This is a genomic window from Enterobacter cloacae, assembly GCF_011078175.1.
Lineage (GTDB): Bacteria > Pseudomonadota > Gammaproteobacteria > Enterobacterales > Enterobacteriaceae > Enterobacter > Enterobacter cloacae_Q.
Map to the genome: position 1 here is coordinate 1 of NZ_JAALCJ010000005.1, position 22,089 is coordinate 22,089.

At 52.2% G+C, this 22,089-nt stretch carries 17 protein-coding genes, 3 pseudogenes and 1 riboswitch; of the genes and pseudogenes, 10 read left to right on the forward strand and 10 right to left on the reverse strand.

The genetic code is table 11. The features are described from left to right. Positions 1 to 229: pseudogene (locus G6Q29_RS12005) on the forward strand (cytochrome C biogenesis protein CcdA); the annotation flags it as partial. Between the two features lie 54 nt (positions 230 to 283). Here G6Q29_RS12005 and fbaB read toward each other — a convergent pair. After that, a complete protein-coding gene (gene fbaB, locus G6Q29_RS12010) occupies positions 284 to 1,336 on the reverse strand; it encodes a class I fructose-bisphosphate aldolase (protein ID WP_000129585.1) in 1,053 nt (350 codons plus the stop codon). A gap of 248 nt (positions 1,337 to 1,584) precedes the next feature. Here fbaB and G6Q29_RS12015 point away from each other — a divergent pair, with 248 nt between their 5' ends. From G6Q29_RS12015 to G6Q29_RS12025, 3 genes are read left to right on the forward strand one after another with little or no spacing between them, the layout of a single operon-like run. After that, positions 1,585 to 2,862 (forward strand): nucleoside permease, encoded by a 1,278-nt coding sequence (locus G6Q29_RS12015; RefSeq protein ID WP_003859236.1) that lies wholly within the window; start codon positions 1,585 to 1,587, stop codon positions 2,860 to 2,862. Further along, complete coding sequence (locus tag G6Q29_RS12020) at positions 2,859 to 3,863, forward strand: ADP-ribosylglycohydrolase family protein (RefSeq protein ID WP_165465774.1); 1,005 nt, start codon at positions 2,859 to 2,861, stop codon at positions 3,861 to 3,863. The genes G6Q29_RS12015 and G6Q29_RS12020 overlap by 4 nt, the downstream gene beginning before the upstream one ends. Further along, a complete protein-coding gene (locus tag G6Q29_RS12025) occupies positions 3,860 to 4,813 on the forward strand; it encodes a PfkB family carbohydrate kinase (RefSeq protein ID WP_165465775.1) in 954 nt (317 codons plus the stop codon). Before G6Q29_RS12020 ends, G6Q29_RS12025 begins: the two co-directional genes overlap by 4 nt. On the opposite strand, the gene G6Q29_RS12030 is transcribed toward G6Q29_RS12025, so the two are convergent. Genes G6Q29_RS12030 through thiM form a run of 3 tightly spaced genes read right to left on the reverse strand, consistent with a single transcriptional unit; the run spans position 4,787 to position 7,143 of the window. Then, on the reverse strand, positions 4,787 to 5,533 hold the full coding sequence (locus tag G6Q29_RS12030) for a GntR family transcriptional regulator (protein ID WP_165465776.1): 747 nt from the start codon (positions 5,531 to 5,533) through the stop codon (positions 4,787 to 4,789). The genes G6Q29_RS12025 and G6Q29_RS12030 overlap by 27 nt on opposite strands. A gap of 42 nt (positions 5,534 to 5,575) precedes the next feature. Then, the gene (gene thiD, locus G6Q29_RS12035) at positions 5,576 to 6,376 is read right to left on the reverse strand and encodes a bifunctional hydroxymethylpyrimidine kinase/phosphomethylpyrimidine kinase (protein ID WP_165465777.1); all 801 of its coding nucleotides are present in this window, start codon (positions 6,374 to 6,376) and stop codon (positions 5,576 to 5,578) included. Continuing rightward, on the reverse strand, positions 6,373 to 7,143 hold the full coding sequence (gene thiM, locus G6Q29_RS12040) for a hydroxyethylthiazole kinase (protein WP_165465778.1): 771 nt from the start codon (positions 7,141 to 7,143) through the stop codon (positions 6,373 to 6,375). Before thiM ends, thiD begins: the two co-directional genes overlap by 4 nt. Before the next feature lie 35 nt (positions 7,144 to 7,178). Further along, positions 7,179 to 7,275: riboswitch (TPP riboswitch) on the reverse strand. A gap of 346 nt (positions 7,276 to 7,621) precedes the next feature. Between thiM and G6Q29_RS12045 the strand changes: the two genes are divergently transcribed. Then, a complete protein-coding gene (locus G6Q29_RS12045; RefSeq protein ID WP_165465779.1) occupies positions 7,622 to 7,813 on the forward strand; it encodes a hypothetical protein in 192 nt (63 codons plus the stop codon). A 35-nt stretch (positions 7,814 to 7,848) separates the two neighbouring features. Here G6Q29_RS12045 and G6Q29_RS12050 read toward each other — a convergent pair whose 3' ends face one another. Continuing rightward, a complete protein-coding gene (locus G6Q29_RS12050) occupies positions 7,849 to 9,294 on the reverse strand; it encodes an ATP-dependent nuclease (RefSeq protein WP_076737839.1) in 1,446 nt (481 codons plus the stop codon). 114 nt (positions 9,295 to 9,408) lie between these two features. Next, positions 9,409 to 10,767 (reverse strand): annotated as a pseudogene (locus tag G6Q29_RS12055) (integrase). Between the two features lie 1,389 nt (positions 10,768 to 12,156). Here G6Q29_RS12055 and G6Q29_RS12060 point away from each other — a divergent pair. From G6Q29_RS12060 to G6Q29_RS12070, 3 genes are all read left to right on the forward strand, one after another. After that, positions 12,157 to 12,594, forward strand: a complete 438-nt coding sequence (locus G6Q29_RS12060; protein ID WP_165465780.1) for a hypothetical protein — start codon at positions 12,157 to 12,159, stop codon at positions 12,592 to 12,594. Positions 12,595 to 12,905: 311 nt separating this feature from the next. Then, positions 12,906 to 14,282 (forward strand): diaminobutyrate--2-oxoglutarate transaminase, encoded by a 1,377-nt coding sequence (locus tag G6Q29_RS12065; protein WP_165465781.1) that lies wholly within the window; start codon positions 12,906 to 12,908, stop codon positions 14,280 to 14,282. An 18-nt stretch (positions 14,283 to 14,300) separates the two neighbouring features. After that, positions 14,301 to 15,767 carry a pyridoxal phosphate-dependent decarboxylase family protein gene (locus G6Q29_RS12070; RefSeq protein WP_165465782.1) on the forward strand — a complete coding sequence of 489 codons (1,467 nt, stop codon included), beginning with the start codon at positions 14,301 to 14,303 and terminating at the stop codon, positions 15,765 to 15,767. Positions 15,768 to 15,808: 41 nt separating this feature from the next. On the opposite strand, the gene G6Q29_RS12075 is transcribed toward G6Q29_RS12070, so the two are convergent. The 3 genes and pseudogenes from G6Q29_RS12075 to G6Q29_RS12085 all read right to left on the reverse strand — a co-directional run bounded on the left by G6Q29_RS12075 (position 15,809) and on the right by G6Q29_RS12085 (position 19,596). Beyond that, entirely contained in the window at positions 15,809 to 18,007 is a 2,199-nt protein-coding gene (locus tag G6Q29_RS12075) for a polysaccharide biosynthesis tyrosine autokinase (protein WP_165465783.1), read from the reverse strand. Continuing rightward, entirely contained in the window at positions 18,007 to 18,456 is a 450-nt protein-coding gene (locus tag G6Q29_RS12080) for a protein tyrosine phosphatase (protein WP_278186981.1), read from the reverse strand. The genes G6Q29_RS12075 and G6Q29_RS12080 overlap by 1 nt, the downstream gene beginning before the upstream one ends. After that, positions 18,456 to 19,596: pseudogene (locus G6Q29_RS12085) on the reverse strand (polysaccharide export protein). Before G6Q29_RS12085 ends, G6Q29_RS12080 begins: the two are co-directional and overlap by 1 nt. A gap of 481 nt (positions 19,597 to 20,077) precedes the next feature. On the opposite strand from G6Q29_RS12085, the gene G6Q29_RS12090 reads away from it, so the two are divergent. Both G6Q29_RS12090 and G6Q29_RS12095 read left to right on the forward strand, forming a co-directional pair. Then, on the forward strand, positions 20,078 to 20,410 hold the full coding sequence (locus G6Q29_RS12090) for an RcnB family protein (RefSeq protein WP_165465785.1): 333 nt from the start codon (positions 20,078 to 20,080) through the stop codon (positions 20,408 to 20,410). Next, on the forward strand, positions 20,361 to 20,837 hold the full coding sequence (locus G6Q29_RS12095) for a GNAT family N-acetyltransferase (RefSeq protein WP_165465786.1): 477 nt from the start codon (positions 20,361 to 20,363) through the stop codon (positions 20,835 to 20,837). Before G6Q29_RS12090 ends, G6Q29_RS12095 begins: the two co-directional genes overlap by 50 nt. Positions 20,838 to 20,934: 97 nt before the next feature. On the opposite strand, the gene apbC is transcribed toward G6Q29_RS12095, so the two are convergent. Beyond that, positions 20,935 to 22,044, reverse strand: a complete 1,110-nt coding sequence (gene apbC / locus G6Q29_RS12100) for an iron-sulfur cluster carrier protein ApbC (RefSeq protein WP_165465787.1) — start codon at positions 22,042 to 22,044, stop codon at positions 20,935 to 20,937. Positions 22,045 to 22,089: the final 45 nt, after the last annotated feature.

Here is a 22,089-nt window from a genome sequence, read left to right on the forward strand (position 1 = left end):
CCTGTCAGCCGGTCTGTCTAACTTCCTTGCGCCGGCGATTGCCGTGGTGCTGCTGCCCTGGTTCAGCACGCTCGGCGTGGTCATCGCCTATACGGTGCTTTATCTGCTGGCATTTGTTCTGTGTGCCTTTATCCGCGTCACGCAGCCGGGCCTGGAAAAAGCATGTTGCGGCAAGAGAGTGACGGCGGGTCTGCTGAATACTCCGCATTCAGAAACGCTGAAGGAGTAAGTGAGGGAACTTACCTGCCGGGGCACGCTTATCCCGGCAGGAAGATGCGTGCGATTAGGCAATCGTCACTTTACTGTCCAGATAGACATCCTGAACCGCATTAATGAGCTTCACGCCGTCGGCCATAGATTTTTTGAACGCCTTACGGCCAAGGATTAGCCCCATACCGCCGGCGCGTTTGTTAATGACCGCCGTGCGCACCGCGTCGGTCAGGTCGGTTTCGCCGCCTGCCGCACCGCCGGAGTTAATCAGCCCGGCGCGACCCATGTAGCAGTTCGCCAGCTGGTAGCGCACCAGATCGATCGGGTTGTCGCTGGTCAGCTTGCTGTAGACGCGGTCGTCGGTATAACCGAAGTTCACCGCTTTATAGCCGCCGTTATTCTCGGCCATTTTCTGCTTCACGATGTCCGCGCCGATGGTCGCCGCCAGGTGATTTGCCTGACCGGTCAGATCCGCTGATACGTGGTAATCTACGCCATCTTTCTTGAACGACGCGTTGCGCAGATAGGCCCACAGCACGGTCACCATGCCCAGCTCGTGCGCGCGCTCAAACGCGGCAGAGATCTCTTCTATCTGGCGACGCGATTGCTCAGAGCCGAAATAGATGGTCGCCCCGACCGCTACCGCACCCATGTTGAACGCCTGTTCGACGCTGGCGTACAGTGTCTGGTCGTATTCGGTTGGGTAGCTCAGGGTTTCGTTGTGATTCAGCTTGACCAGGAACGGAATGCGGTGAGCATAGCGGCGGGAAACCGAGGCCAGCACGCCGTACGTCGATGCCACGCAGTTACAGCCCGCTTCAATCGCCAGCTCGACAATGTTTTTTGGGTCAAAGTAGAGCGGGTTAGCCGCAAACGACGCGCCCGCCGAGTGCTCCACGCCCTGGTCAACGGGCAGAATGGAGAGATACCCGGTCCCGCCCAGACGACCGGTATTGTAAAGCGTCTGCATGTTTCGCAGTACGGCGGGCGGACGGTTGTTGTCGACCATGACGCGGTCTACGTAATCATGGCCAGGCAGATAAAGCTGATCGGCTGGAATGGTCATACAACGATGCTGTAAAAGGCTGTCGGCGTCTTTGCCAAGCAGCTGCGCAATATCAGTCATAGTGATGCTCCCGTAAGTCCGACATGATGTCGGAGCGTGTGATCCAAGCCCGCGTTTTTGCAGGCAGACTAAGCCTGGTACCGACTTAACCTATTTTCCACCATTTGCAACTTTTTTAAGCACAATCTGCTGGCTCGTTTCGTGTACAACATTTTTGTTACACTGATCAAACAATCGCCTTAAAGGTATTTGAAAGGTATTATCGCATGGTATGTTACAAGCGTACCTCTGACATGCAGGATTAAAAAATGAAAACGAAAGTCCAACTGTCATTCATGATGTTTGTTGAATGGTTTATCTGGGGCGCGTGGTTTGTGCCGCTGTGGCTGTGGCTGAGTAAGAGCGGGTTTACCGCCGGGGAAATTGGCTGGTCGTATGCCTGTACCGCGATTGCCGCGATCCTCTCTCCCATCCTGGTCGGCTCGCTGACGGACCGTTTCTTCGCCGCCCAGAAGGTGCTGGCCGTGCTGATGTTCGCTGGCGCGATTCTGATGTATTTCGCAGCACAGCAAACCCAGTTCAGCACCTTCTTCCCGCTGCTGCTCGCCTACTCCCTGACCTATATGCCGACCATCGCGCTGACCAACAGCATCGCCTTCGCGAACGTCGATGACGTGGAGGCTGATTTCCCCCGCATCCGCGTGATGGGCACCATCGGCTGGATTGCCTCCGGCCTGGCGTGCGGCTTCCTGCCGCAGATGATGGGCTATAGCGACATCTCTGACACCAATATCCCGCTGCTGATGACCGCTGCCAGTTCCCTTCTCCTTGGCGTCTTCGCGTTGTTCCTGCCGAACACGCCACCAAAGAGTACCGGCAAGCTCGATTTCAAAGTGATGCTGGGGCTGGATGCGCTGATCCTGCTGCGCGATAAAAACTTCCTGGTGTTCTTCTTCTGCTCGTTCCTGTTCGCCATGCCGCTGGCCTTCTACTATATCTTTGCCAACGGCTATCTCACCGAAGTGGGGATGAAAAACGCCACCGGCTGGATGACCCTCGGCCAGTTCTCTGAAATCTTTTTCATGCTCGCTCTGCCATTCTTTACCAAACGCTTTGGTATTAAGAAGGTCTTGCTGCTGGGCCTGATCACCGCCGCCATTCGCTACGGTTTCTTTGTTTACGGCGGCGCCGAGCAATACTTCACCTACGCCCTGCTGTTCCTCGGCATTCTGCTGCACGGCGTAAGCTATGACTTCTATTACGTCACCGCGTACATCTACGTGGATAAAAAAGCGCCCGTGCATATGCGCAACGCGGCGCAGGGCTTGATCACGCTGTGCTGTCAGGGCTTTGGTAGCCTGCTGGGCTACCGTCTCGGCGGCGTGATGATGGAAAAAATGTTCGCATATAAAGAGCCGGTGAATGGGCTGACCTTCAACTGGGCCGGAATGTGGACGTTTGGTGCAATCATGATCGTGGTGATTGCCGTGCTGTTTATGCTGTTTTTCCGCGAATCGGATAAAGAGATCACCGCAATTGAGGTGGTTGATGGCGATACCGCGCTGACACGAGGGGAAGTTAAATGAAACAAGACCGTATTCTCGGTGCTCTTTACGGGCAGGCGTTAGGGGATGCAATGGGGATGCCGTCGGAGCTGTGGCCGCGCAAGCGGGTGAAAGCGCACTTCGGCTGGATCGACCGTTTCTTACCCGGCCCGGCTGAGAATAATGCTGCCTGTTACTTTAAGCAGGCCGAATTTACGGATGATACGTCGATGGCGCTGTGCCTGGCCGACGCGATTATCGAATGCGACGGGGAAATTAACCCTGACGTTATCGGTAAGCATATTCTGGACTGGGCGCTGGATTTCGACGCGTTCAATAAGAATGTGCTTGGCCCGACGTCCAAAATTGCCCTGAACGCCATCCGTGACGGCAAGCCGGTGAGCCAGCTGGAAAACAACGGCGTTACCAACGGGGCGGCGATGCGCGCCTCCCCGCTGGGATGCCTGCTGCCGGCCACGCGTCTGGCACACTTTGTGGAACAGGTTGCGTTAGCCTCCAGCCCGACCCATAAATCGGATCTCGCCATCGCCGGTGCGGTGGCAATCGCGTGGGCGGTTTCACGCGCCATCGACGGCGAGCGCTGGCATCACATCGCCGATGCCCTGCCGGGTATTGCCCGTGCGGCGCAGGAGGCGAACACGACCACCTTCAGCGCATCGCTTTCCGCTCGGATTGAGCTGGCTCTGAAAACCGTGCGCGAAGCCAACGGTACGGAATCCGCCAGCGAGCAGATCTATCAGCTTATTGGCGCGGGCACGAGCACCCTTGAGTCCGTTCCGGCGGCGATTGCGATGGTCGAACTCGCGGGCACCGATCCAAACCGCTGCGCGGTGTTATGCGCCAACCTGGGCGGTGATACTGACACTATCGGCGCGATGGCAACGGCCATCTGCGGCGCGCTGCACGGTGTACAGGCCATCGATCCGGCGCTCAAAAACGAACTTGATGCCGTAAACCGGCTCGATTTCGGCCACTACTGCCAAAAACTGCTGCACTTCCGGGAGCAAAGGGAGGGGGTATGAGTGCTTTTGCCCGCCGTCTCGAAACCCTTCACGCTACGCGCCCCGTAACGGTACTCGGCGCGGCGGTCATCGACGTGATTGCCGACGCCTACGCCCTGCCCTGGCGCGGGTGTGATATCGAGCTGAAGCAACAGGGAGTGAATATTGGCGGCTGCGCGCTGAATATCGCCATCGCCCTGAAGCGGCTCGGCATTGCTGCGCAAAACGCGCTTCCCGTCGGCCACGGCGTGTGGGCCGATATTATCCGTAACGCCATGGCGAAGCAGGATCTGCACAGCGCCGTAGAAGCGGAAACGGGCGATAACGGCTGGTGTCTGGCGCTGGTGGAGCCTGACGGTGAACGGACCTTTATGTCGTTTAGCGGCGTGGAGAATCAGTGGCAGCAGCGCTGGCTGGACGGGTTAAGCGTGCCGGCAGGGAGCCTGGTCTCTTTGTCCGGCTACCAGCTGGCGTCCCCCAGCGGTGAGCTGCTGACGGCCTGGCTGGAAAGTCTTCAGGATGCGACGCTCTTTATCGATTTCGGTCCGCGCATCGCGGATATTCCCGACCCGCTGATGGCGCGGATCATGGCCCGTAAACCGATCGTCTCGCTCAATCGTCAGGAGGCGGAACTTGCCGCCGAATGGCTTGGCGTGAATGTGGAAGAGCTCGGCACACGGTGGCAGCAGAGGTTTGGCGCTGCGCTGATCGTACGCCATGATAAAGACGGGGCGGTCTGGTATGACGGTGACGCTTCCGGACACGTTCCGGCGTTTCCTGCTACCGTGGTCGATACCATCGGCGCGGGTGACAGCCATGCGGGAGGTACCCTTGCCGGGCTGGCCGCGGGATGGTCACTGCCAGAGGCGGTGCAGCTTGGCAATGCCGTAGCTGCCTGGGTAGTCAGCCATCGCGGTGGCGACTGCGCGCCCACGCGCGAGGCCCTACTCCTCGCACACAAAGACGTATAGGTCGCTGCGGCAGTAGCTTATGCTGTACTCAATTGGCCGTTGCTGTTGATCGAGCGCGACTTGCTTGATCACCAGCACCGGTATCTTATCGTCCATCTTGATATGCGTCTGAAACTCGCTGTCCGGCATACGGGCGCTAACCCGAGAACGGGTGCGCTGCGGAAAGATATTCTGGCTACGGAAGTAATCATAAAGCGAGACGCCGATGTCGTCCGGGTTGGGGATTAACCCTACCGGTACCCAGGACTCCTCTATTGATACCGCATCGTCATCCACGTAGCGGATGCGCTTAAGCAGAAATACATCGCTATCCGGCGCAAGGGAAAGGTGGCGGGCGATCTCTTCCGGGCACTTCACGACGCGTTTGTTAACCCACAGCGTGTTGGGCGTTTTGCCGCGCAGCACCACCTGCTGAGAAAACCCGCGCGCCTCTTTGAGCGAATATTCAAAGATATTGTTGATTTGCGTACCGTATCCACGCGCGCGGGTGACGACGCCGGCCTCTTCCAGCGCCTGCATCGCTTTACGCACCGTAATGCGTGACACACCGGCCAGCTGGCTCAGATCGCGCTCGCCGGGAAGAATATTACCGTGTGCGAGCACGCCGCTGCGTACCGCATTTTTAACCGTTTCGGCAAATTTCAGGTACAACGGCGTGTTGTCCGGTGCGGCAATTCGTTCCTTGAGTTGAGCAATTAACCGGGTATGCGCTTGTTCCATCTCTGTTTTTCTCTGGCATAAGGTTTTATGCCAGTATACGGCTTACCACCATGCATGAAAATGGTGAACCGGTCCAATACCGTGACCCACTTCCAGAGAATCGGCTTTTGCCAGCGCGCCTGAGAGCCAAATCTTCGCCTCCTGCACCGTCTCCTCCCAGCTAGCGTGGCGGGGACGCAGCGCCGCCAGCGCCGCCGAAAGCGTACAGCCCGTGCCGTGGGTATTTTTGGTCTGTACGCGCGGGGCGGTGAAACGTCGTGCACCTTCGCGGGTGAAGAGCCAGTCCGGGCTTTCTGCATCATCAAGATGACCGCCTTTCATCAGCACCGCGCTGCATCCCATTGCCAGCAGCGCATTGCCCTGCTCTTTCATCTCACGTTCGTTTTGCGCGTGTGGCGCATTCAGCAGCGCGGCGGCTTCAGGGAGGTTTGGCGTGATCAGTGCCACCTGCGGCAGCAGCTTTTTACGCAGCGTGTCGACGGCAGAGGCGGAGAGCAGCGGATCGCCGCTTTTGGCCAGCATTACGGTATCGAGCACCACGTTTTTTATCCGGTAATGTTTGAGACGTTCAGCGACCGCTTCAACAATGTCCGCCTCGGCGAGCATGCCGATTTTAGTGGTGTCGATACGAACATCGCTGAATACGGAATCCAGCTGCGCGGCGACAAAATCCGGGCCAATGCGATACACCGACTGTACGCCGCGCGTGTTTTGCGCCACCAGCGCGGTGATAACCGAGCATCCGTAAGCGCCGAGCGCAGAGAAGGTTTTCAGGTCTGCCTGGATCCCCGCGCCGCCGCTGGGGTCGGTCCCCGCAATAGTCAGGGCATTAATGCGTGTCATACCCTCTCCTCCAGCGCGTAAAGCGCGTCCAGAAACGCCGGGACAAAGCTACCGGGGCCCCGACTATGGGACAGAGCAGCAGCCCCTGCGTGCTTCATAAAGCCACAGGCGGCCGTCGCGTTATCAAGCGTGTCGCCAGGCAGCGAGCAGCAGGCGGCGACGACCGCCGAGAGCGCACAGCCTGTCCCTACCACGCGGGTCATCAGCGGATCGCCACCCGCGACCGTACGGGTTCGCTGGCCGTCGGTAATGTGATCCACTTCTCCTGTGACAACGACAACGGCGTGGGTCTGGCGGGCAAGCGCCTGCGCAGCGGTCAACGCGCTCGCTGCCGTATCGGTGGAATCTACCCCGCGCCCGCCCGCACGCATTCCGGCAAGGGCGAGGATTTCGGAGGCGTTTCCACGAATGGCCGCAGGTTTAAGGGATAATATTTGCTGGCAAAAACGGGTGCGGAACGCCAGCGCGCCAACCGCAACCGGATCCAGAACCCAGGGTGTGCCCGCGTCTGACGCGCTCTCAATAGCCCGACGCATCGACTGGGCGCGCGGCGCGGTGAGCGTACCAACGTTGATGAGCAGGGCATCGGCAAGCGCGGCAAACTCTTCCGCTTCCTCGGCTTCGATCACCATTGCCGGGGAAGCACCGAGCGCGAGCAGAACGTTGGCGGTGAAGGTCTGCACGACATCGTTGGTCATACAGTGCGTGAGCGGGGAACGGGTTCGGAATTGATGTAAAACATGTGAGTCGAGCAGGTCAGGCTGCATGGTTTCGCTCCTGCCGTGCGTGAAGAAGCGATGACCGGGTAGGCATCTGACTTCCCTACGCTGGCATTATCCAGATCAGGTAATACGGGTATTTCTCAGCCTTCACAAAGAAGGGCACCCCGAGTCAAATAAAACAAAATCAAAAGCTTGCGATTAACGTCCCGTTAATCCCTGTTCTGGATCATGCCAGCGGGAAGCCAAAGACTCAACCCTAAAAAATCCTCTGTGTCCCAGTTTGTGTCTCACGTTGTGACCCACAGATAAATGGCAGGCACAAAAAAACCGCCCATAAGGCGGCTTAAGTAAATTATTCAGTCGTGAAGATTTAAATGAAATCTATTTTCTGCATACGCTTTCTTCATCCAGTCGAAGTGCTTTTGCCAATTCCAATTGGAATGCAATGCAGAATGCCCCCGGCTCCCGCTGGGGGTTATCCCTTCCGGTTATATTCATTTTTACTTTTACACTGAGGTAACACATGAAAGTTTCAATCAATATCCCCGGCGCTGGTCAAGTCTATGTATCAGGCGCGGCGGAAGTAATTAATCGAAAGGCGCTGTGTAAGGAGTTGGGGATCTGTAATATCACCCTATGCCGTCTAGAGGCGCAAAACGGGTTTGAATATGCTTTAAGCGTGCTATTATCTAAAAAGCGAAAGTTATTAAATTAATATTAAAAGGCGAGCCAAACGGCTCGCCTTTTTCTTTATAGAAGCCCAACCATTTGTTGGATTGAAGTTAGTAATTCTTGTTGTGTATAGCGATGAGATTGCATTGTAACATTCTCTGGGTGGTGTATATGATTACGGATGAATGTTTGTAATGTAGTATCCGCTGGCGGTTGTGCCGCACCTTTAAATTCTTTAACCCATACTTTATCAAACGCAATTCCCTTTGAATTTAGCCATTGCTCCATTGTTTTTTCGCTTGGACAGGAGTTTTTCTCCTGCAAATAACCATATAATTCATTATGCAATTCAACGGTTGCTAAATTGTATGCTTTGAAATTAATCTCGCCCCACGATGGAGACCAAGGGAACCATGGAGAAGTATCAGCCCTTTCCACAACATTTTTATTATTCTCTTTTTTGAAAACAAACAGACCGATATTTTTAAGGTAAGGGGAGGACAAAAGGAAAGGAGAGTGCGTTGTAACAAAAACTTGTCTACTTTTGGAGATAATCATTAAAGCTTCTAAAAGCTTTTGCTGCCCTGAGGGATGAAGACATATTTCAGGTTCGTCAATGAAAAGATAAAATGGTTTACTAATCCCCGCACCATGCGCATTACACGTTATCTCAGCGTACACCTGAAGTAATGATAGGGCTAGTGCCCTTTGCATACCATGCCCCTTTTCTCCCATTGGGACATTCACCCCATCATCAATCATGATGGAAATAGTTTTGAAGAAATTCTCTACCTGCAACTCTTCAAATATGAAAGAAATATCTGCCATACCAAATTGAGATGAGAAAACTTCTCTAACTTGATTTTCGACTAATGATATTTTCTGTCTCAACTCTGATTCAGGGTGATTGAATACGCGATGGTATTGCTCAGAAAACGCTCTATACTCATCCGTTGCTATATGGCCTAAAGCTATTTCTTTTAGAAGCGAACCACATATAGTTGTAGAGCCAAACTTTGCTTCATTACTTGGATTTGTATCAGCCCAAATGAAATTATTGTCATAAAATTTCTTGAATGGAGCATCTATACCACTTGGGTTAACAAATTCATTTCCGTTCCAAAATAATATCTTTTTCTCCCCAGCCTCGCTGCACCTCTTCACTCTAAAAAAATTAACTCCCTCATCCTCAAAAACATGCGAGGTGAATGCAGCCACTTTATTAGCTTGTACGTGAGCGGCAATTACTTCTGATAAATTCCCAGTAAAGGTTAACTCGGCTGAAAGCTTCTCAGCTATGTTATCCGGGACTGATTTACATATAAGATCCTCAATATTCTTTTTGGTTCCATCCTTTATAAAATCTATAATTTCAAATACAGTAGATTTTCCGGCGTTGTTTTCACCCACAAAGATATTAAGCCCACTACCTTCCGTTTCTCCATCAGGGATATTGAATTCCAACTCATTATCTTCCCCATGATACCCTTTAAAATTTTCTATCTTCAGTTTTTTAATAAACATTATTAATCCTTTATGCTGGCTGTGTATAGAAAAATATACCTTACATAGAACACCTTATTTTTACATAACTTATATCACTGAAAATTCAGTAAAACTATGACATTAGCCAAATAATTAGCTATTCCAACACAACCCATCAATGACGTAGCACACAGTTTTCAGAGGGAAGGTATGTAAGTATCTTCTAATGATCCCCGACCCGCTTTTCTCATGCCCTACAACCTGCTGCAAATGCGCTAAGTTACCAACCCAGCCAGCTAAACAGGTTGAAATCATGGTATGCCGGAAACTGTGAACTAGACGCCGCTGCCCATAATCATCAAGGTACGGAATACCAAGCTGATCACGGACATCAGCCAAGACCTTGCCGATTTTCGGCATGTTTTTACCCGACACTGGCGAGAAGATTTTATCTTTCCACTGACGATTAACGAAATCGAGGAAACCCCACTCGATTAGTTTGGGATGGATCGCCACCTGCCTTGTAGCGTTTTCGGTTTTACCCTGTCCTCCTTCAGCGATCAGGAGATAGTGCCGCTGGCTATCTTCATCAAATTTGATCTGTGATTTCTCCAGCTTGGCGATCTCGCCTCTTCTGGCTCCCGTGTACGCCAACAAAAGAGTGATCCACTTCTGCCAACCGTCAGGCTGCCTGAGCGCCCACCCCACAAACTTTCTCATTTCTGCTGCACTGTATGCTCCAAATCTCATTTTCGACGGTGCGGCGACGATCCCATCAGTCGGAGACTTCTCCAGAATATCTTTATTGTCTGTCAGGAAGGTTTTAAACAGCGATTTGTAAATCTTCAAATGCTTGTGGATAGACTCAGCGCCAACCAAATCTTCTGGCGGAACATCATCACACTCGATCAGTTGCTAAACCGTCATTGATCGATAAGGCTGCACAACACGCTTAGGCAAGTTTTCTACAACCTCCATTACCTGTTTAATGTCTTGCTTGGTAATCGTGGTTACATCAGTTGATGAACCCAAGACAATCAACATCACCTCCATAAAGCGCTCATTGGCTTGAGAGATAGCCTTCGTCCAGTTTTGGGCTTTCTCCTCTTTATACATATTCCACGCGCCAGCCAGTGTTAACACGTGTTCTGGTTGTGCTTCAGTTTGTTCTTCCTCATCTACCGAAGGAGAGACAACCTCGCGGTCTTCATGAACAACTATCGGCTGAATATTGCGCCGCGCATCATTCAGAAATTGGTGCGCCAGCCATTGTTCATTCTGCTGCTTAAGACTATTGCCATACTCAGAAAGACGCTTACAGAAGTGATCCGGTTGGATGGCTCCACGTTGAACCAGAGGAATTACAGGAGAAGCAAAAGACATGAGCAACTGCGCCTGGGTGTGGCTGTCAGTCTCTAACGACTTACGGAAAAACTTATTATCAGGCAGGCGAAAACGAACGTAATAGACTCCGTTACGTTTAATGGTGTGGCGTATGGTTTTGTGTCCCATTTGGAGAGCCTCAATGTGTTACGGCTGAACAATACGGGACGAAAAGGAGCAATAATCTTTTGATTTATATGAGGATAATCGCCAGGACTACGCTGGCATTATCCAGATCAGGTAATACGGGTATTTCTCAGCCTTCACAAAGAAGGGCACCCCGAGTCAAATTACTAATAAAACAGTTACTTACGAAATGACAATTCGTAGTCATGTAGTGTAACCGGGGGGTAACCCGGGTGCAAGGAGTTTTGGGCTGTCTGTTAACCACCTGTTGTGACCAATAAATTGCAGGATATTATCTGCGCTCACTCTGTATACATTACCGTTCAGTTAATTACTGCACCATACTTGTTAAAAACTCATGAGAAATATTATTTACTTCCTGTGTTGGCAGCATTTATTTTGATCCTAAATGACGCACGATTACTGCTTTTATAAGATGGTTTTTTCTCTTTCGTATGAAATAACCTCCACCGCCAATGTAAACATTTATTTTTGAGAATTTTAATTCTGTCAGGCACTTAATTTCGCTATGTCATTCACTACTCCGTTTCCATTTTTAATGTTTACATTAATAACAAGTCAGAACCTCCTTTATGCCGCCAAAATTATTCTTAATATTTATGATTTAGATCAACATCATGGGTTTGCGTTTAATTGATAGTTTACTGGTGTTACTCAGTAAGATTTAATTTACGCTCAGCGGTTTTAAAATCCAGAAATATAGCTATTCCGCTTCACTATTTCTCGACGGTAAATGATGTAATCTTTTCATGTGAAATTTATGAATAAAAACCTTTATTGCAAAATTTTTCATGGATGTTGTCTTAGCGGATGCAACGTCCCCAGTTGAAGCCGCGAATACGGTTTGGGACGATCGGCATTAACTTAATCCTCATGTCATCGCGAAAGGAAGCTTCTCAGACGATACCGTGAATTATATGGGCGCTTCGGTTGGGACTTGAAGGGGTATTTAAATAGTCAAAATAATTATCAGGCCAATTATAAAATCTCCTTTTCCTGATAAGGATTTCATTGGAACAAATAAATGTCAAAATATATTCTTATTTCAGCGGCCCTGTATCTGATGCTGATTTCGGTCGGGATCTGGATCGGCGTGATGTACGTCTCCTGGTATTTGTGTCGTTTTTAAGGCAATAAAATGAAAAAGTTAATGATAGTAGTCACAGGCGCTGCCTCGCTTACAGGTTGTGTCTCGCCTGAGCAACGCATCGCAAATTGCACCGAAAAAGGGGTCAGTTACGCTAACTGCTATCTTTCTGAATAACAAAGGCAACAAGGCATCAACAATGCGTCACTCTCCGCCGCATATGCAAACGCAGCGCGTGCGGCAGACGCAAACCAAAAATATTACCACCACAATTAAGGGAAGTTATGAAAACTCGATTAACACTGATGGCGTTACTTTTTTCTATGGTGGTAACGCCTGTGCACGCCATTAACGCACACTACCGTGCTCAGCTAGAGCGTTCAGGATGTACGCAAATTAGCGCTGGCGATGGCTCTTGCGATATCAGCAAAACCAAAGCGGAGAACGCGGCGCAACATGAACCGGCAACATCCGTTCACGATCCCCTGCGAGAAGCCTCATTCTCATCGGAGACGGTTAACGCCACCCTTTCAAACGGCTTTTTTAACGCCACGGTTAACGGCAAAAAAGCCAGCGTTAAACGTCTGAACGCGAATTTCTATGAGATTCATGGTAACGGTTTTGTGATATCGCTAAGCCTTGATGAAAACGGTATTACGGACGCATCGTGGAATAAAACGAAGGGACGCGAACACGGCGTTTTACAGGTTACCCAGAAATAACCAGCGTAAGGAGGCTCTCCGCCTCCTTTTCTCTTGCCAATCGCACGATTTGTCACACACTTTCATCTGATTTTACAATGCTGACAAATTACACGTAAGCTACTGTTTTTATATGGCATAAATTGCAACTCTCTGCCTGAAAACCAGGTTCTCCCCTCCCCTGTGCCCTGTGTCACAAAACAGTAAACAAATTAACCATTGAGCCCGGTGACAAAAGGCTCTATATTGGCGGCGTTTTTTTCAGGCCCCATCTGTTTTTTAACTTTTTATTCAATCGTTGCTCATAACGAAGCGGCGGTTGTAGGAGTGATATGATGACGGATAAAGTCCGTATTGACACCGTAGATGCCCACAAAAGCAACGAAACCTATCTGGCCCGTCAGGCCGAGTTTGAATCTAACGTCAGGAGTTATCCGCGCAAACTGCCTTTAGCAATCACGAAAGCAGAAGGCGTGTGGATCACCGATGCAGATAATAAAGAATACCTTGACTGTTTAGCAGGCGCAGGCACACTCGCGCTTGGTCACAATCATCCTGATGTGCTGAAAAGCATCCAAAATGTCATTACCAGCGGCTTGCCGTTACATACCCTGGATCTGACCACGCCTTTGAAAGACGCGTTTTCAGAATACCTCCTCTCTCTGTTGCCTGGTCAGGGCAAAGAGTACTGCCTGCAATTCACTGGCCCGTCCGGGGCTGACGCCGTTGAAGCGGCTCTGAAGCTGGCGAAAAAAGTGACCGGTCGTAGCGGTATCATCAGTTTCTCTGGCGGCTACCACGGTATGACCCACGGCGCGCTGTCTGTCACCGGTAACCTGTCTCCGAAAGAAGCGGTTGACGGTATGATGCCAGAAGTCCAGTTCATGCCTTATCCACACGAGTACCGCTGCCCGCTGGGTATCGGTGGTGAAGCGGGCGTGAAAGCACTGACCTACTACTTCGAAAATCTGATTAACGACGTTGAAAGCGGCGTACGTAAACCTGCCGCGGTGATCCTCGAAGCCGTTCAGGGTGAAGGCGGCGTGAACCCGGCTCCGGCCGAGTGGTTGCAGCGCATCCGTAAAGTCACTCAGGAACACGGTATCCTGCTGATCCTTGACGAAGTCCAGGCGGGCTTTGCCCGTACCGGTAAATTCTTCGCCTTCGAACACGCGGGCATCGAGCCAGACATCATCGTGATGTCTAAAGCCGTAGGCGGCGGTCTGCCACTGGCTGTGCTCGGTATCAAAAAGCAGTTTGACGCATGGGCACCTGGTCACCACACCGGCACCTTCCGCGGCAACCAGCTCGCGATGGCAACCGGTCTGACGACGCTGAAAATCCTCAAAGACCAGAATATTGCAGGCAAAGTGGCTGCGCAGGGTGAATGGCTGAAAGGCCAGCTGAAAGAGATGGCGAAACGCTATCCGGTGATCGGCCACGTGCGCGGTCTGGGTATGATGATCGGTATTGAGATCGTTAAGCCGCACGAAGCCGCTGACCACATGGGTTGCTTCCCGGGTGATGGCGAGCTGTCTGCAATGATTCAGAAGAAGTGCTTCGAAGCCGGCCTGATTCTGGAGCGCGGTGGCCGTAACGGTATCGTTCTGCGTCTGCTGCCTTCTCTGCTGATCAGCGATGACGAGCTGAAAGTCTTCCTGGATAAATTCGAGCAGGCACTGCTTGCTGCGGGCGTTCGCCCGGCGTAACCGGAGTTGTTGATTACGATGTCTGATTCAAACCCAATTTTGTTCTCCTCTGCGCAGAGCATTGAAGCTTATCAGCAGGCGATTGAACAAAGCACTCAGGCTGTGATGCAGTGGCTGAAACAGCCTGAGATGTACCAGGGCAAAACGGTCGCGGAACTGCGCGACCGTATTAAGCTGGATTTCAACCCGAAAGGGCTGGGCAACGAAGCGGCGATTGAACGCGCCGTGGAGTTCTTCCTGAAAGACAGTTTGTCCGTTCATCACCCGCAGTGCGTGGCGCACCTGCACTGCCCAAGCCTGGTCGTTAGCCAGGCGGCGGAAGTGCTGATTAACGCCACCAATCAGAGCATGGACTCCTGGGATCAAAGCCCGTCCGCAACCATTATTGAGATCAAGCTGATCGAATGGCTGCGTACCCGCGTGGGTTATCAGGCTGGCGACGCAGGTGTCTTCACCAGCGGCGGCACCCAGAGCAACCTGATGGGTCTGATGCTGGCACGTGATGCGTTCTTCGCACGTCAGGGCCACTCTGTCCAGCAGGATGGTCTGACGGGCGATCTGCGTAAGATCCGCGTACTGTGCTCCGAAAACGCGCACTTCTCCGTACAGAAAAACATGGCGCTGATGGGTCTGGGCTACCAGTCCGTGGTGCAGGTGAAAACGGACGAATTCTCTCGTATGGATCTCACCGATCTGGCGGCAAAAATCGAACAGTGCAACGCGAACGGCGAGCAGATCCTGGCGATTGTGGCCACGGCCGGCACGACTGACGCGGGCGCTATCGATCCGCTGCGCGCGATTGCTGAACTGGCAGCGAAGCAGAACATCTGGGTGCACGTTGATGCAGCCTGGGGCGGCGCGCTGCTGATGTCTGAGCAGTATCGTCACTATCTGGACGGCATTGAGCTGGTGGATTCCGTCACCCTGGACTTCCATAAACAGTTCTTCCAGACCATCAGCTGCGGTGCGTTCCTGCTGAAAGAAGCGCGTCATTATGAGCTGATGCGCTATCAGGCGGCTTATCTGAACTCTGAGTTCGATGAAGAAGCGGGTGTGCCTAACCTGGTCTCCAAATCTCTGCAAACCACTCGCCGTTTCGACGCGCTGAAACTGTGGATGAGCCTGGAAGCGCTGGGTCAGGAGCAATACGCGGCGATCATCGATCACGGCGTTACGCTGGCGCAGCGGGTTGCGGCTTACGTGAAAGAGCAGTCTGCTCTGGAGCTGGTGATGCAGCCTCAGCTGGCAAGCGTGCTGTTCCGCTTCCGCCCGCAGGCGCAGATGGATGACGCCGGTATCGCCCTGCTGAACCAGAAAATTGGTGACGCACTGCTGGAGTCTGGCCGTGCAAACGTGGGTGTAACCGAGCATAACGGTGTCACCTGCCTGAAGCTCACCCTGCTGAACCCAACCGTGACGCTCAAGGATGTTAAAGTTCTTCTGTCTCTGGTTGAGCGTACCGCGCAGGAAGTGATGGCGAAGTAACGTTTTCCCCTCTCCCGCCCGGGAGAGGGTTTTTTCCCTGTTTAACGCCCTTCTCTCTGATTCTTCGAAGCATAATCGTATTCATACTGACTATACCCCGAGCTGTAAAAGAGCGCTGCGGACTTAACAATATCATTCAGAATTGTACCGCTAACCTTCACGCCAACGTGCTGTAGACGTTTAAAGGTATTCTCCATCTCTTTCACGCTGGTTTTGTCGAAACGGGCAACCATTAGCGTTGTCCCGGCTATCCTGGCAACCAGTGCCGCATCAGTGACGGCCAGTACAGGCGGGGTATCGATAATGACGATGTCGTACTGTTCGTTTACCCATGTCATGGTGGAAAGAAATCGTTCGTTTAACAGCAATTCCAACGGACGCAGCGGCGTCGGACCGCAGGTAATGACGTCGATGCCACCTTTTTCAGAATGCTGGATCACCTCCGAACAGTCGCGTTGTCCTTCGAGCACGCTGGACAGTCCATAGCGATTATCCAGGCCAAAAATGTTGTGAACATAGCCCTGCCGCATATCGGCATCAATAAACAGCACCCGCTGACCACTCTGTCCGGCTATTGCCGCCAGGTTCGTCCCTACCAGGGTTTTCCCGCAGTCCTGCGTCGGGCCAGAAATCATGACAATACGATTCTCAGCTTCCATCATGGTGAAATGCAGGCTGGTTCTCAGCCCGCGCACCGCTTCAACAAACATATCCGCGGGCCGATCGACAGGCAGGAAAGGCACATCCGTGGTTTTGTGTTTCCACTGACGAGAAAACGGTAATTTTCTGTGCAGATGCGTTTTCTTCCACAACCACTGTGAACGCGGCAGCGTCGCCAGGACCGGCGTTCCCGGCATTTCCAGCTGTTCGGAAAGGGTGATCCCACGTTTAAATGCCTGACGTACCAGCACACCGCCTACAGAAACCACCAGCCCGAACAGCGTGCCAAGAATAATCAGTAACGCTTTTCGCGGCTTTATCGGCTCCGGATGCGTTACGGCCGTATCAATGATCCGTACATTTCCGATGGCGCTGGAGCGGGAAATATTCAGTTCCTGCTGACGCGTCAACAACTGTAGGTATATCGTGCGGCCCGATTCAACATCGCGGCTCAGGCGTAAAATCTCCTGCTGCGTGGAGGGCATGGCTGACACACGGTTATTCAGACGATCGCGTTCCCGCTCAAGCGTTTGTCTTTTTTCAGCTAAAGCACGATAGGTCGGGTGATTCTTTTTAAACAGCTGGGAAATCTCCGCCTCACGGAACGTCAGCTCGTTGAGCTGATTCTCAACGTTAACCACCTGGTCGAGCACGGACTTCGCCTCCAGCGACAAATCGACGGAGTCGCGCTGTGCCCGGTAGGCATTGAGCCGCGCTTCAGCTCGATCGAGTTCATTTCTGATTTTCGGCAACTGCTCCTGTAAAAACGCCAGGCTACGGGAATCCTGCGCCTCCTGACGTGCAATATTTTGTTCAAGGAAACTGTCAGCAATCGCATTCAACACGCGGGCGATTTTATCGGGATCTTCGCCTGTCAGGGTCAGCGCCACGATGCCGCTCTGCTTCGCCGACTCCGCAACCGTAAGATTTTTCTTCAGCACATTGATCGTATCCAGACGCGTCAGCGTCCTGAGGGAGAACTGCGTGCCAGGCTCCGCCACAATCGAACCCACCAGCAGAGAGACGCCTTGCTTAACCAGCCGCTTCCCGACCGCGCCCTCCGCCTCGAAGTTTTCGCCCGACAGATGGAACTTGCCCTCTTCCTTAACGGTCAGCGTAAGTTCTTGCGGTTTGCCCTCCAGCAGTGGGATCTGAAGTTCACCTAACGTTATTTTACCCAACCCACGCCCCTGCAAACGTTGCCATAAACGTCCAACCACAGGGAGCACGCGCGGCGTTGCCTGATATTCCAGATTTAATTTATCGACGGTTTCGCCGAGTATCATGCGTGATTTGAGCAGCAATAATTCAGGGGCAACATCTGGCGAAACGTCAGAGCTCAACTGGGACAGGCCTTTTAGCAGGCTGTTATCCTGTTTATTCTCGATTTGCACCATCGCATCCGCCTGGTAAACAGGGGGCGTAACCCACGCATACATGCCTGCACACAGGGTGAAAAGGAACGTCACGCACAAAATTACCGTGCGATGGTCGATTATTTCACCGAGCAAACGAGCAAGATCGATTTCACTTTGCTGGGGTGCCGCTGCACCATTACTGTCTGTAGTGTAAGACGACATTAATGCTTCATTCCTTTCTGACCCAAACGACGTGCCCACTCCTGGCTGGCTTTACCCAATAGCCCGAACACATATTCAAACGCTTCCCGACTTTTACGGTAAGGATCGGGGATATCCTGCGGCTCCAGCCACTGCCCGAACAGCAGCGATTTCCCTCTGATCTCCGGTGCCATGGCGGAAATAAAGCGAAGATGCTCCGGCTCCATCACCAAAATAAGATCGGATTCCTGCATCAGTCCCCGCGTCAACTTACGCGCCACATGACCGTCAAGGGAGATCCCATGCCGCCTGGCCACTTCCTGGGCATAGTCATCCGCTGGCCGTCCCTCAAGACCAAATATCCCTGCCGAAGTGATACGTCTGTCGGGTAAGTACTGGCGTAAAAGCCGCTCTCCAATTGGAGAACGGCAGACGTTTCCGGTGCAAACCACCAAAATGGTACTGAACATTATTGCGGCCACGATCTGATGTAACGAACCGTTTCGGTGATGTCATGCACACCGGTTATCGTAGGGACAAGTTGCGTGATCACACGATTCCAGCGGGACAATGGCGCAGTCGTGACATAAACAATGTCATAAGGCTCAAGCTGAAACTCAGTGCCTAACACCATTGCGGATGCATCTTTGGCATTGAGCTGATAGATGTTGGCGATTTTGCCCGCCCGATCTTTCTTCGCTACCGAACGAATGACAAAAATACCCGTGGCATCCGCCATATTCTGGTTCAGCCCGCCAGCATTACCCAACGCTTCGGCGAGAGTCATGCCACTGCGATCCATTTTCAACGTACTCTGCTTAACGACCTCGCCCATGACGAAGACCTTCAGCGCATCGTTACGTGGTACAAAAAGAATATCGCCGGGTTGAAGCAACTTGTTTTGGGTGAGATCGCCATGCTGCATCAGCGCATACAGAGAAAGGCGTGAGTCTTTGCCGTTATGCGTCAGCACAACGTTACGCCAGTCCGCGTCAGCGGAGAGGCCTCCCGCAGCGTTCACGGCATCCATAACCGTTAATGGAATATTGGTAATAGCCTGCTGCCCCGATTTGGCTACCTCGCCAGTGATATAGGCTTTTTGCGAGCGGAAAGCGGCAACGCTAACGTCCACCTGAGGGCTTTCAATGACATTGTTCAACCGGGGCTGTGATCTCCTCGCGCACCTGTGAGACCGTTTTACCTGCCACATGCAGTTTTCCGACGTACGGATAGAAAAGCGTACCATCGGCATTCACCCAGTTACCGGTATCACTTGCGCTACGATATTGCCCCGCCGGGGTTGTCAGCTCAGGGTGATCCCAGACAGTAACGGTTAAAATGTCACCCGTGCCGATACGGTATTCCCAGTTTTTAACCTGCTCATCCAGATTAGGATTTGCCTGAGAATTTAAGACCTGAGGCCGCAATTTTTCAATTAACGCGGGGGTCAGAGGATAAACCTCTACACGTTTCTCAAAATCGTCATTTGCATCTTCTGCGGTGATAACCTGTTTTCCCTCTACATTCAGGTTCTGCCCGGGGCTAAAGACGCAGCCGGATAACGGGATAATACTTAATAATAATAACGAGAATGCTGTTGTGTTTTTCATTTATTACAAATATCTTTTATAGTAGTGGTTATCATAAGTACGATAAAAAATTAATTCTCTTTAAGAACAATAACCTGTTATTCCATAACTTAACGAACCAGGAAAAGAAAACATATCAAACTGCCCGCCACGCCATCATCCGCGATGAGGGCTCATCGACATTATTTTTCTGGAATGGGGAAGCTTAGTTTAGTGCAATCTTAAATGTTTCATTTATCGAATGCATGCGTTGATCTTTGTAAATTTGCGCTGAAAATGTCTTTTCAGAATTAATTAATAAACCGATAAATTTTCATTCTATATAAGCCCAAGTCTATTCATTACCCCAATATTTAATCATCACGTTGACTACACAAATCGGTTCACTTTTGTTACATTTTTTTTCAAACTCACCTTGTTTAGATACTTAAAATGAACTGCCTGCCATCCTTTTGCGGATCGGCGCACAAAAAGTATCAGTAACGATATGACTGGAGAAAAAATGGCTAAGCGTAAATTGTTGCTTCTGGGTGTAATACTGTCACTGGCGGGGGCCGCACACGCTGCACCGCAAGTATCGACAGCGCCTTCTGGTATCAAAGCCTATGAAGAACAAGAGTTCATCGCCGATTTTACGAAATTCAGGATTGGCGACACCGCACCCGCGCAATATCAGACGCCTGAGTACACCATCAAACAGTACCAGTTGCGTAACCTTCCAGCGCCCGATGCCGGCACACACTGGACCTACATGGGTGAAAATTATGTTCTGATTGGCGATGCCGATGGCAAAATCTACAAAGCCTATAACGGCGATATTTTCTATCACCGCTGATATGGTGATCCGGGCCTGGCAGGAAGACGATCGGCCGTTCCTGCGGACGCTGTACCTGCATGCACGACGCGCGGCCTGGCCATGGCTGGACAGTTCTGAGTGGCAGCTTGAGGATTTTGACGCCGCAACGCGTGACGAGCAGGTCTGGGTTGCGATTCACAACGGTCACCGTGTAGGGTTTGCCTCCGTACAGGACAACGATAACTTTCTGCACAACCTGTTTGTCGACCCGCGGTATCAGCGTCTGGGGGTGGGTCGTTTGTTACTGCAACAGGTACAGAAGACGTTTACCAGTACAGGCGCGCTGAAGTGTCTGGTGAAGAATGAACGGGCTATTGCGTTTTACCAGCGGCACGGCTGGCAGATTGAAGCGACGGGAGATTCTCCTGAGGGAGAGTACTATCTGATGCATTACCGATTGCGTTAAAGTCGGGAAGCGGCTTTGCCTTACCCGACCTACGTGATGGTGCCATTCGTTGGCCGGGTAAGGCGAAGCCGCTACCCGGCAATTCGACGCTAAGTCTTTACATCGCGCGGAAGGCGATTTCACCCGGGATCACTTCGCCCTGCCAGTAAAGCTGCGCCGCAACGCGCCCCGCCAGCTGACGATAGATTTCCGTAAATTCGCTATCCGGACGGCTGACCACCGTCGGTTTACCGCTATCCAGATCTTCACGCAGAGTGATATGCAGCGGCAGTTGCCCCAGCAGTTGCGTGTGGTATTGCGCAGCCAGCTTCTCCGCACCGCCGGTACCGAAGATGGGCTCGTGATGGCCGCAGTTGCTGCAAATATGCATGCTCATGTTCTCGACGATACCCAATACCGGCACCTCCACCTTCTCGAACATGACGATGCCTTTTTTGGCGTCGATCAGCGCGATATCCTGCGGCGTGGTGACCACGACGGCGCCGGTAACCGGAATGTTCTGCGCCAGCGTCAGCTGGATATCACCGGTACCCGGCGGCATGTCCAGTACCAGATAATCGAGGTCAGGCCACATTGTCTCCTGCAACATTTGCAGAAGTGCTTTGCTGGCCATCGGGCCACGCCAGACCATTGCGTTATCGTCCGTGACCAGGTAACCAATGGAGTTGGTCGCCAGACCGTGCGCCACGATTGGCGCCATGTGGGTGCCGTCCGGCGAAGTTGGACGCTGGTTTTCCGCCCCCAGCATGTTTGGAATGGACGGGCCGTAGATATCCGCATCCAGAATGCCAACTTTCGCCCCTTCTGCCGCCAGCGCAAGCGCCAGGTTAACGGCGGTAGACGATTTACCCACTCCGCCCTTGCCAGAGCTGACGGCGATGATGTTTTTCACGCCGTTAACGCCCGGCTGATTTTTCACGCGCTTGAGCGTGGCGATGCTGTGGCTTAGCTTCCAGTCAATTGCTTTTGCGCCGGTAATGCGCAGCAGCTCAGAGCTGGTTTGCTCTTTCAGGGCATCAAAGGCGCTGGTCCAGACGAACGGCATCTGTAGCTCGATGTGCAGCGTATCGTCCAGCCATGCGACGTGATGAAGCGCTTTCAGCGTCGTGAGATTGTGCTTCAGGGTTGGATGCTGAAAATTAGCCAGCGTCCCGGCGACCATTGCTCGTAAGGCTTCCGGTGATTTGGCCTGGGATTGAGAACTCATCCCGACTCCTTTGTTCTTGTGAATAAGACCTTAGACAAACAAGTT

Coding starts and splice junctions, on each gene's coding strand:
- fbaB (WP_000129585.1), bottom strand. CDS start 1,336: ATGACTGATATTGCGCAGCTGCTTGGCAAAGACGCCGACAGCCTTTTA.
- G6Q29_RS12015 (WP_003859236.1), top strand. CDS start 1,585: ATGAAAACGAAAGTCCAACTGTCATTCATGATGTTTGTTGAATGGTTT.
- G6Q29_RS12020 (WP_165465774.1), top strand. CDS start 2,859: ATGAAACAAGACCGTATTCTCGGTGCTCTTTACGGGCAGGCGTTAGGG.
- G6Q29_RS12025 (WP_165465775.1), top strand. CDS start 3,860: ATGAGTGCTTTTGCCCGCCGTCTCGAAACCCTTCACGCTACGCGCCCC.
- G6Q29_RS12030 (WP_165465776.1), bottom strand. CDS start 5,533: ATGGAACAAGCGCATACCCGGTTAATTGCTCAACTCAAGGAACGAATT.
- thiD (WP_165465777.1), bottom strand. CDS start 6,376: ATGACACGCATTAATGCCCTGACTATTGCGGGGACCGACCCCAGCGGC.
- thiM (WP_165465778.1), bottom strand. CDS start 7,143: ATGCAGCCTGACCTGCTCGACTCACATGTTTTACATCAATTCCGAACC.
- G6Q29_RS12045 (WP_165465779.1), top strand. CDS start 7,622: ATGAAAGTTTCAATCAATATCCCCGGCGCTGGTCAAGTCTATGTATCA.
- G6Q29_RS12050 (WP_076737839.1), bottom strand. CDS start 9,294: ATGTTTATTAAAAAACTGAAGATAGAAAATTTTAAAGGGTATCATGGG.
- G6Q29_RS12060 (WP_165465780.1), top strand. CDS start 12,157: ATGAAAACTCGATTAACACTGATGGCGTTACTTTTTTCTATGGTGGTA.
- G6Q29_RS12065 (WP_165465781.1), top strand. CDS start 12,906: ATGATGACGGATAAAGTCCGTATTGACACCGTAGATGCCCACAAAAGC.
- G6Q29_RS12070 (WP_165465782.1), top strand. CDS start 14,301: ATGTCTGATTCAAACCCAATTTTGTTCTCCTCTGCGCAGAGCATTGAA.
- G6Q29_RS12075 (WP_165465783.1), bottom strand. CDS start 18,007: ATGTCGTCTTACACTACAGACAGTAATGGTGCAGCGGCACCCCAGCAA.
- G6Q29_RS12080 (WP_278186981.1), bottom strand. CDS start 18,456: ATGTTCAGTACCATTTTGGTGGTTTGCACCGGAAACGTCTGCCGTTCT.
- G6Q29_RS12090 (WP_165465785.1), top strand. CDS start 20,078: ATGGCTAAGCGTAAATTGTTGCTTCTGGGTGTAATACTGTCACTGGCG.
- G6Q29_RS12095 (WP_165465786.1), top strand. CDS start 20,361: ATGGCAAAATCTACAAAGCCTATAACGGCGATATTTTCTATCACCGCT.
- apbC (WP_165465787.1), bottom strand. CDS start 22,044: ATGAGTTCTCAATCCCAGGCCAAATCACCGGAAGCCTTACGAGCAATG.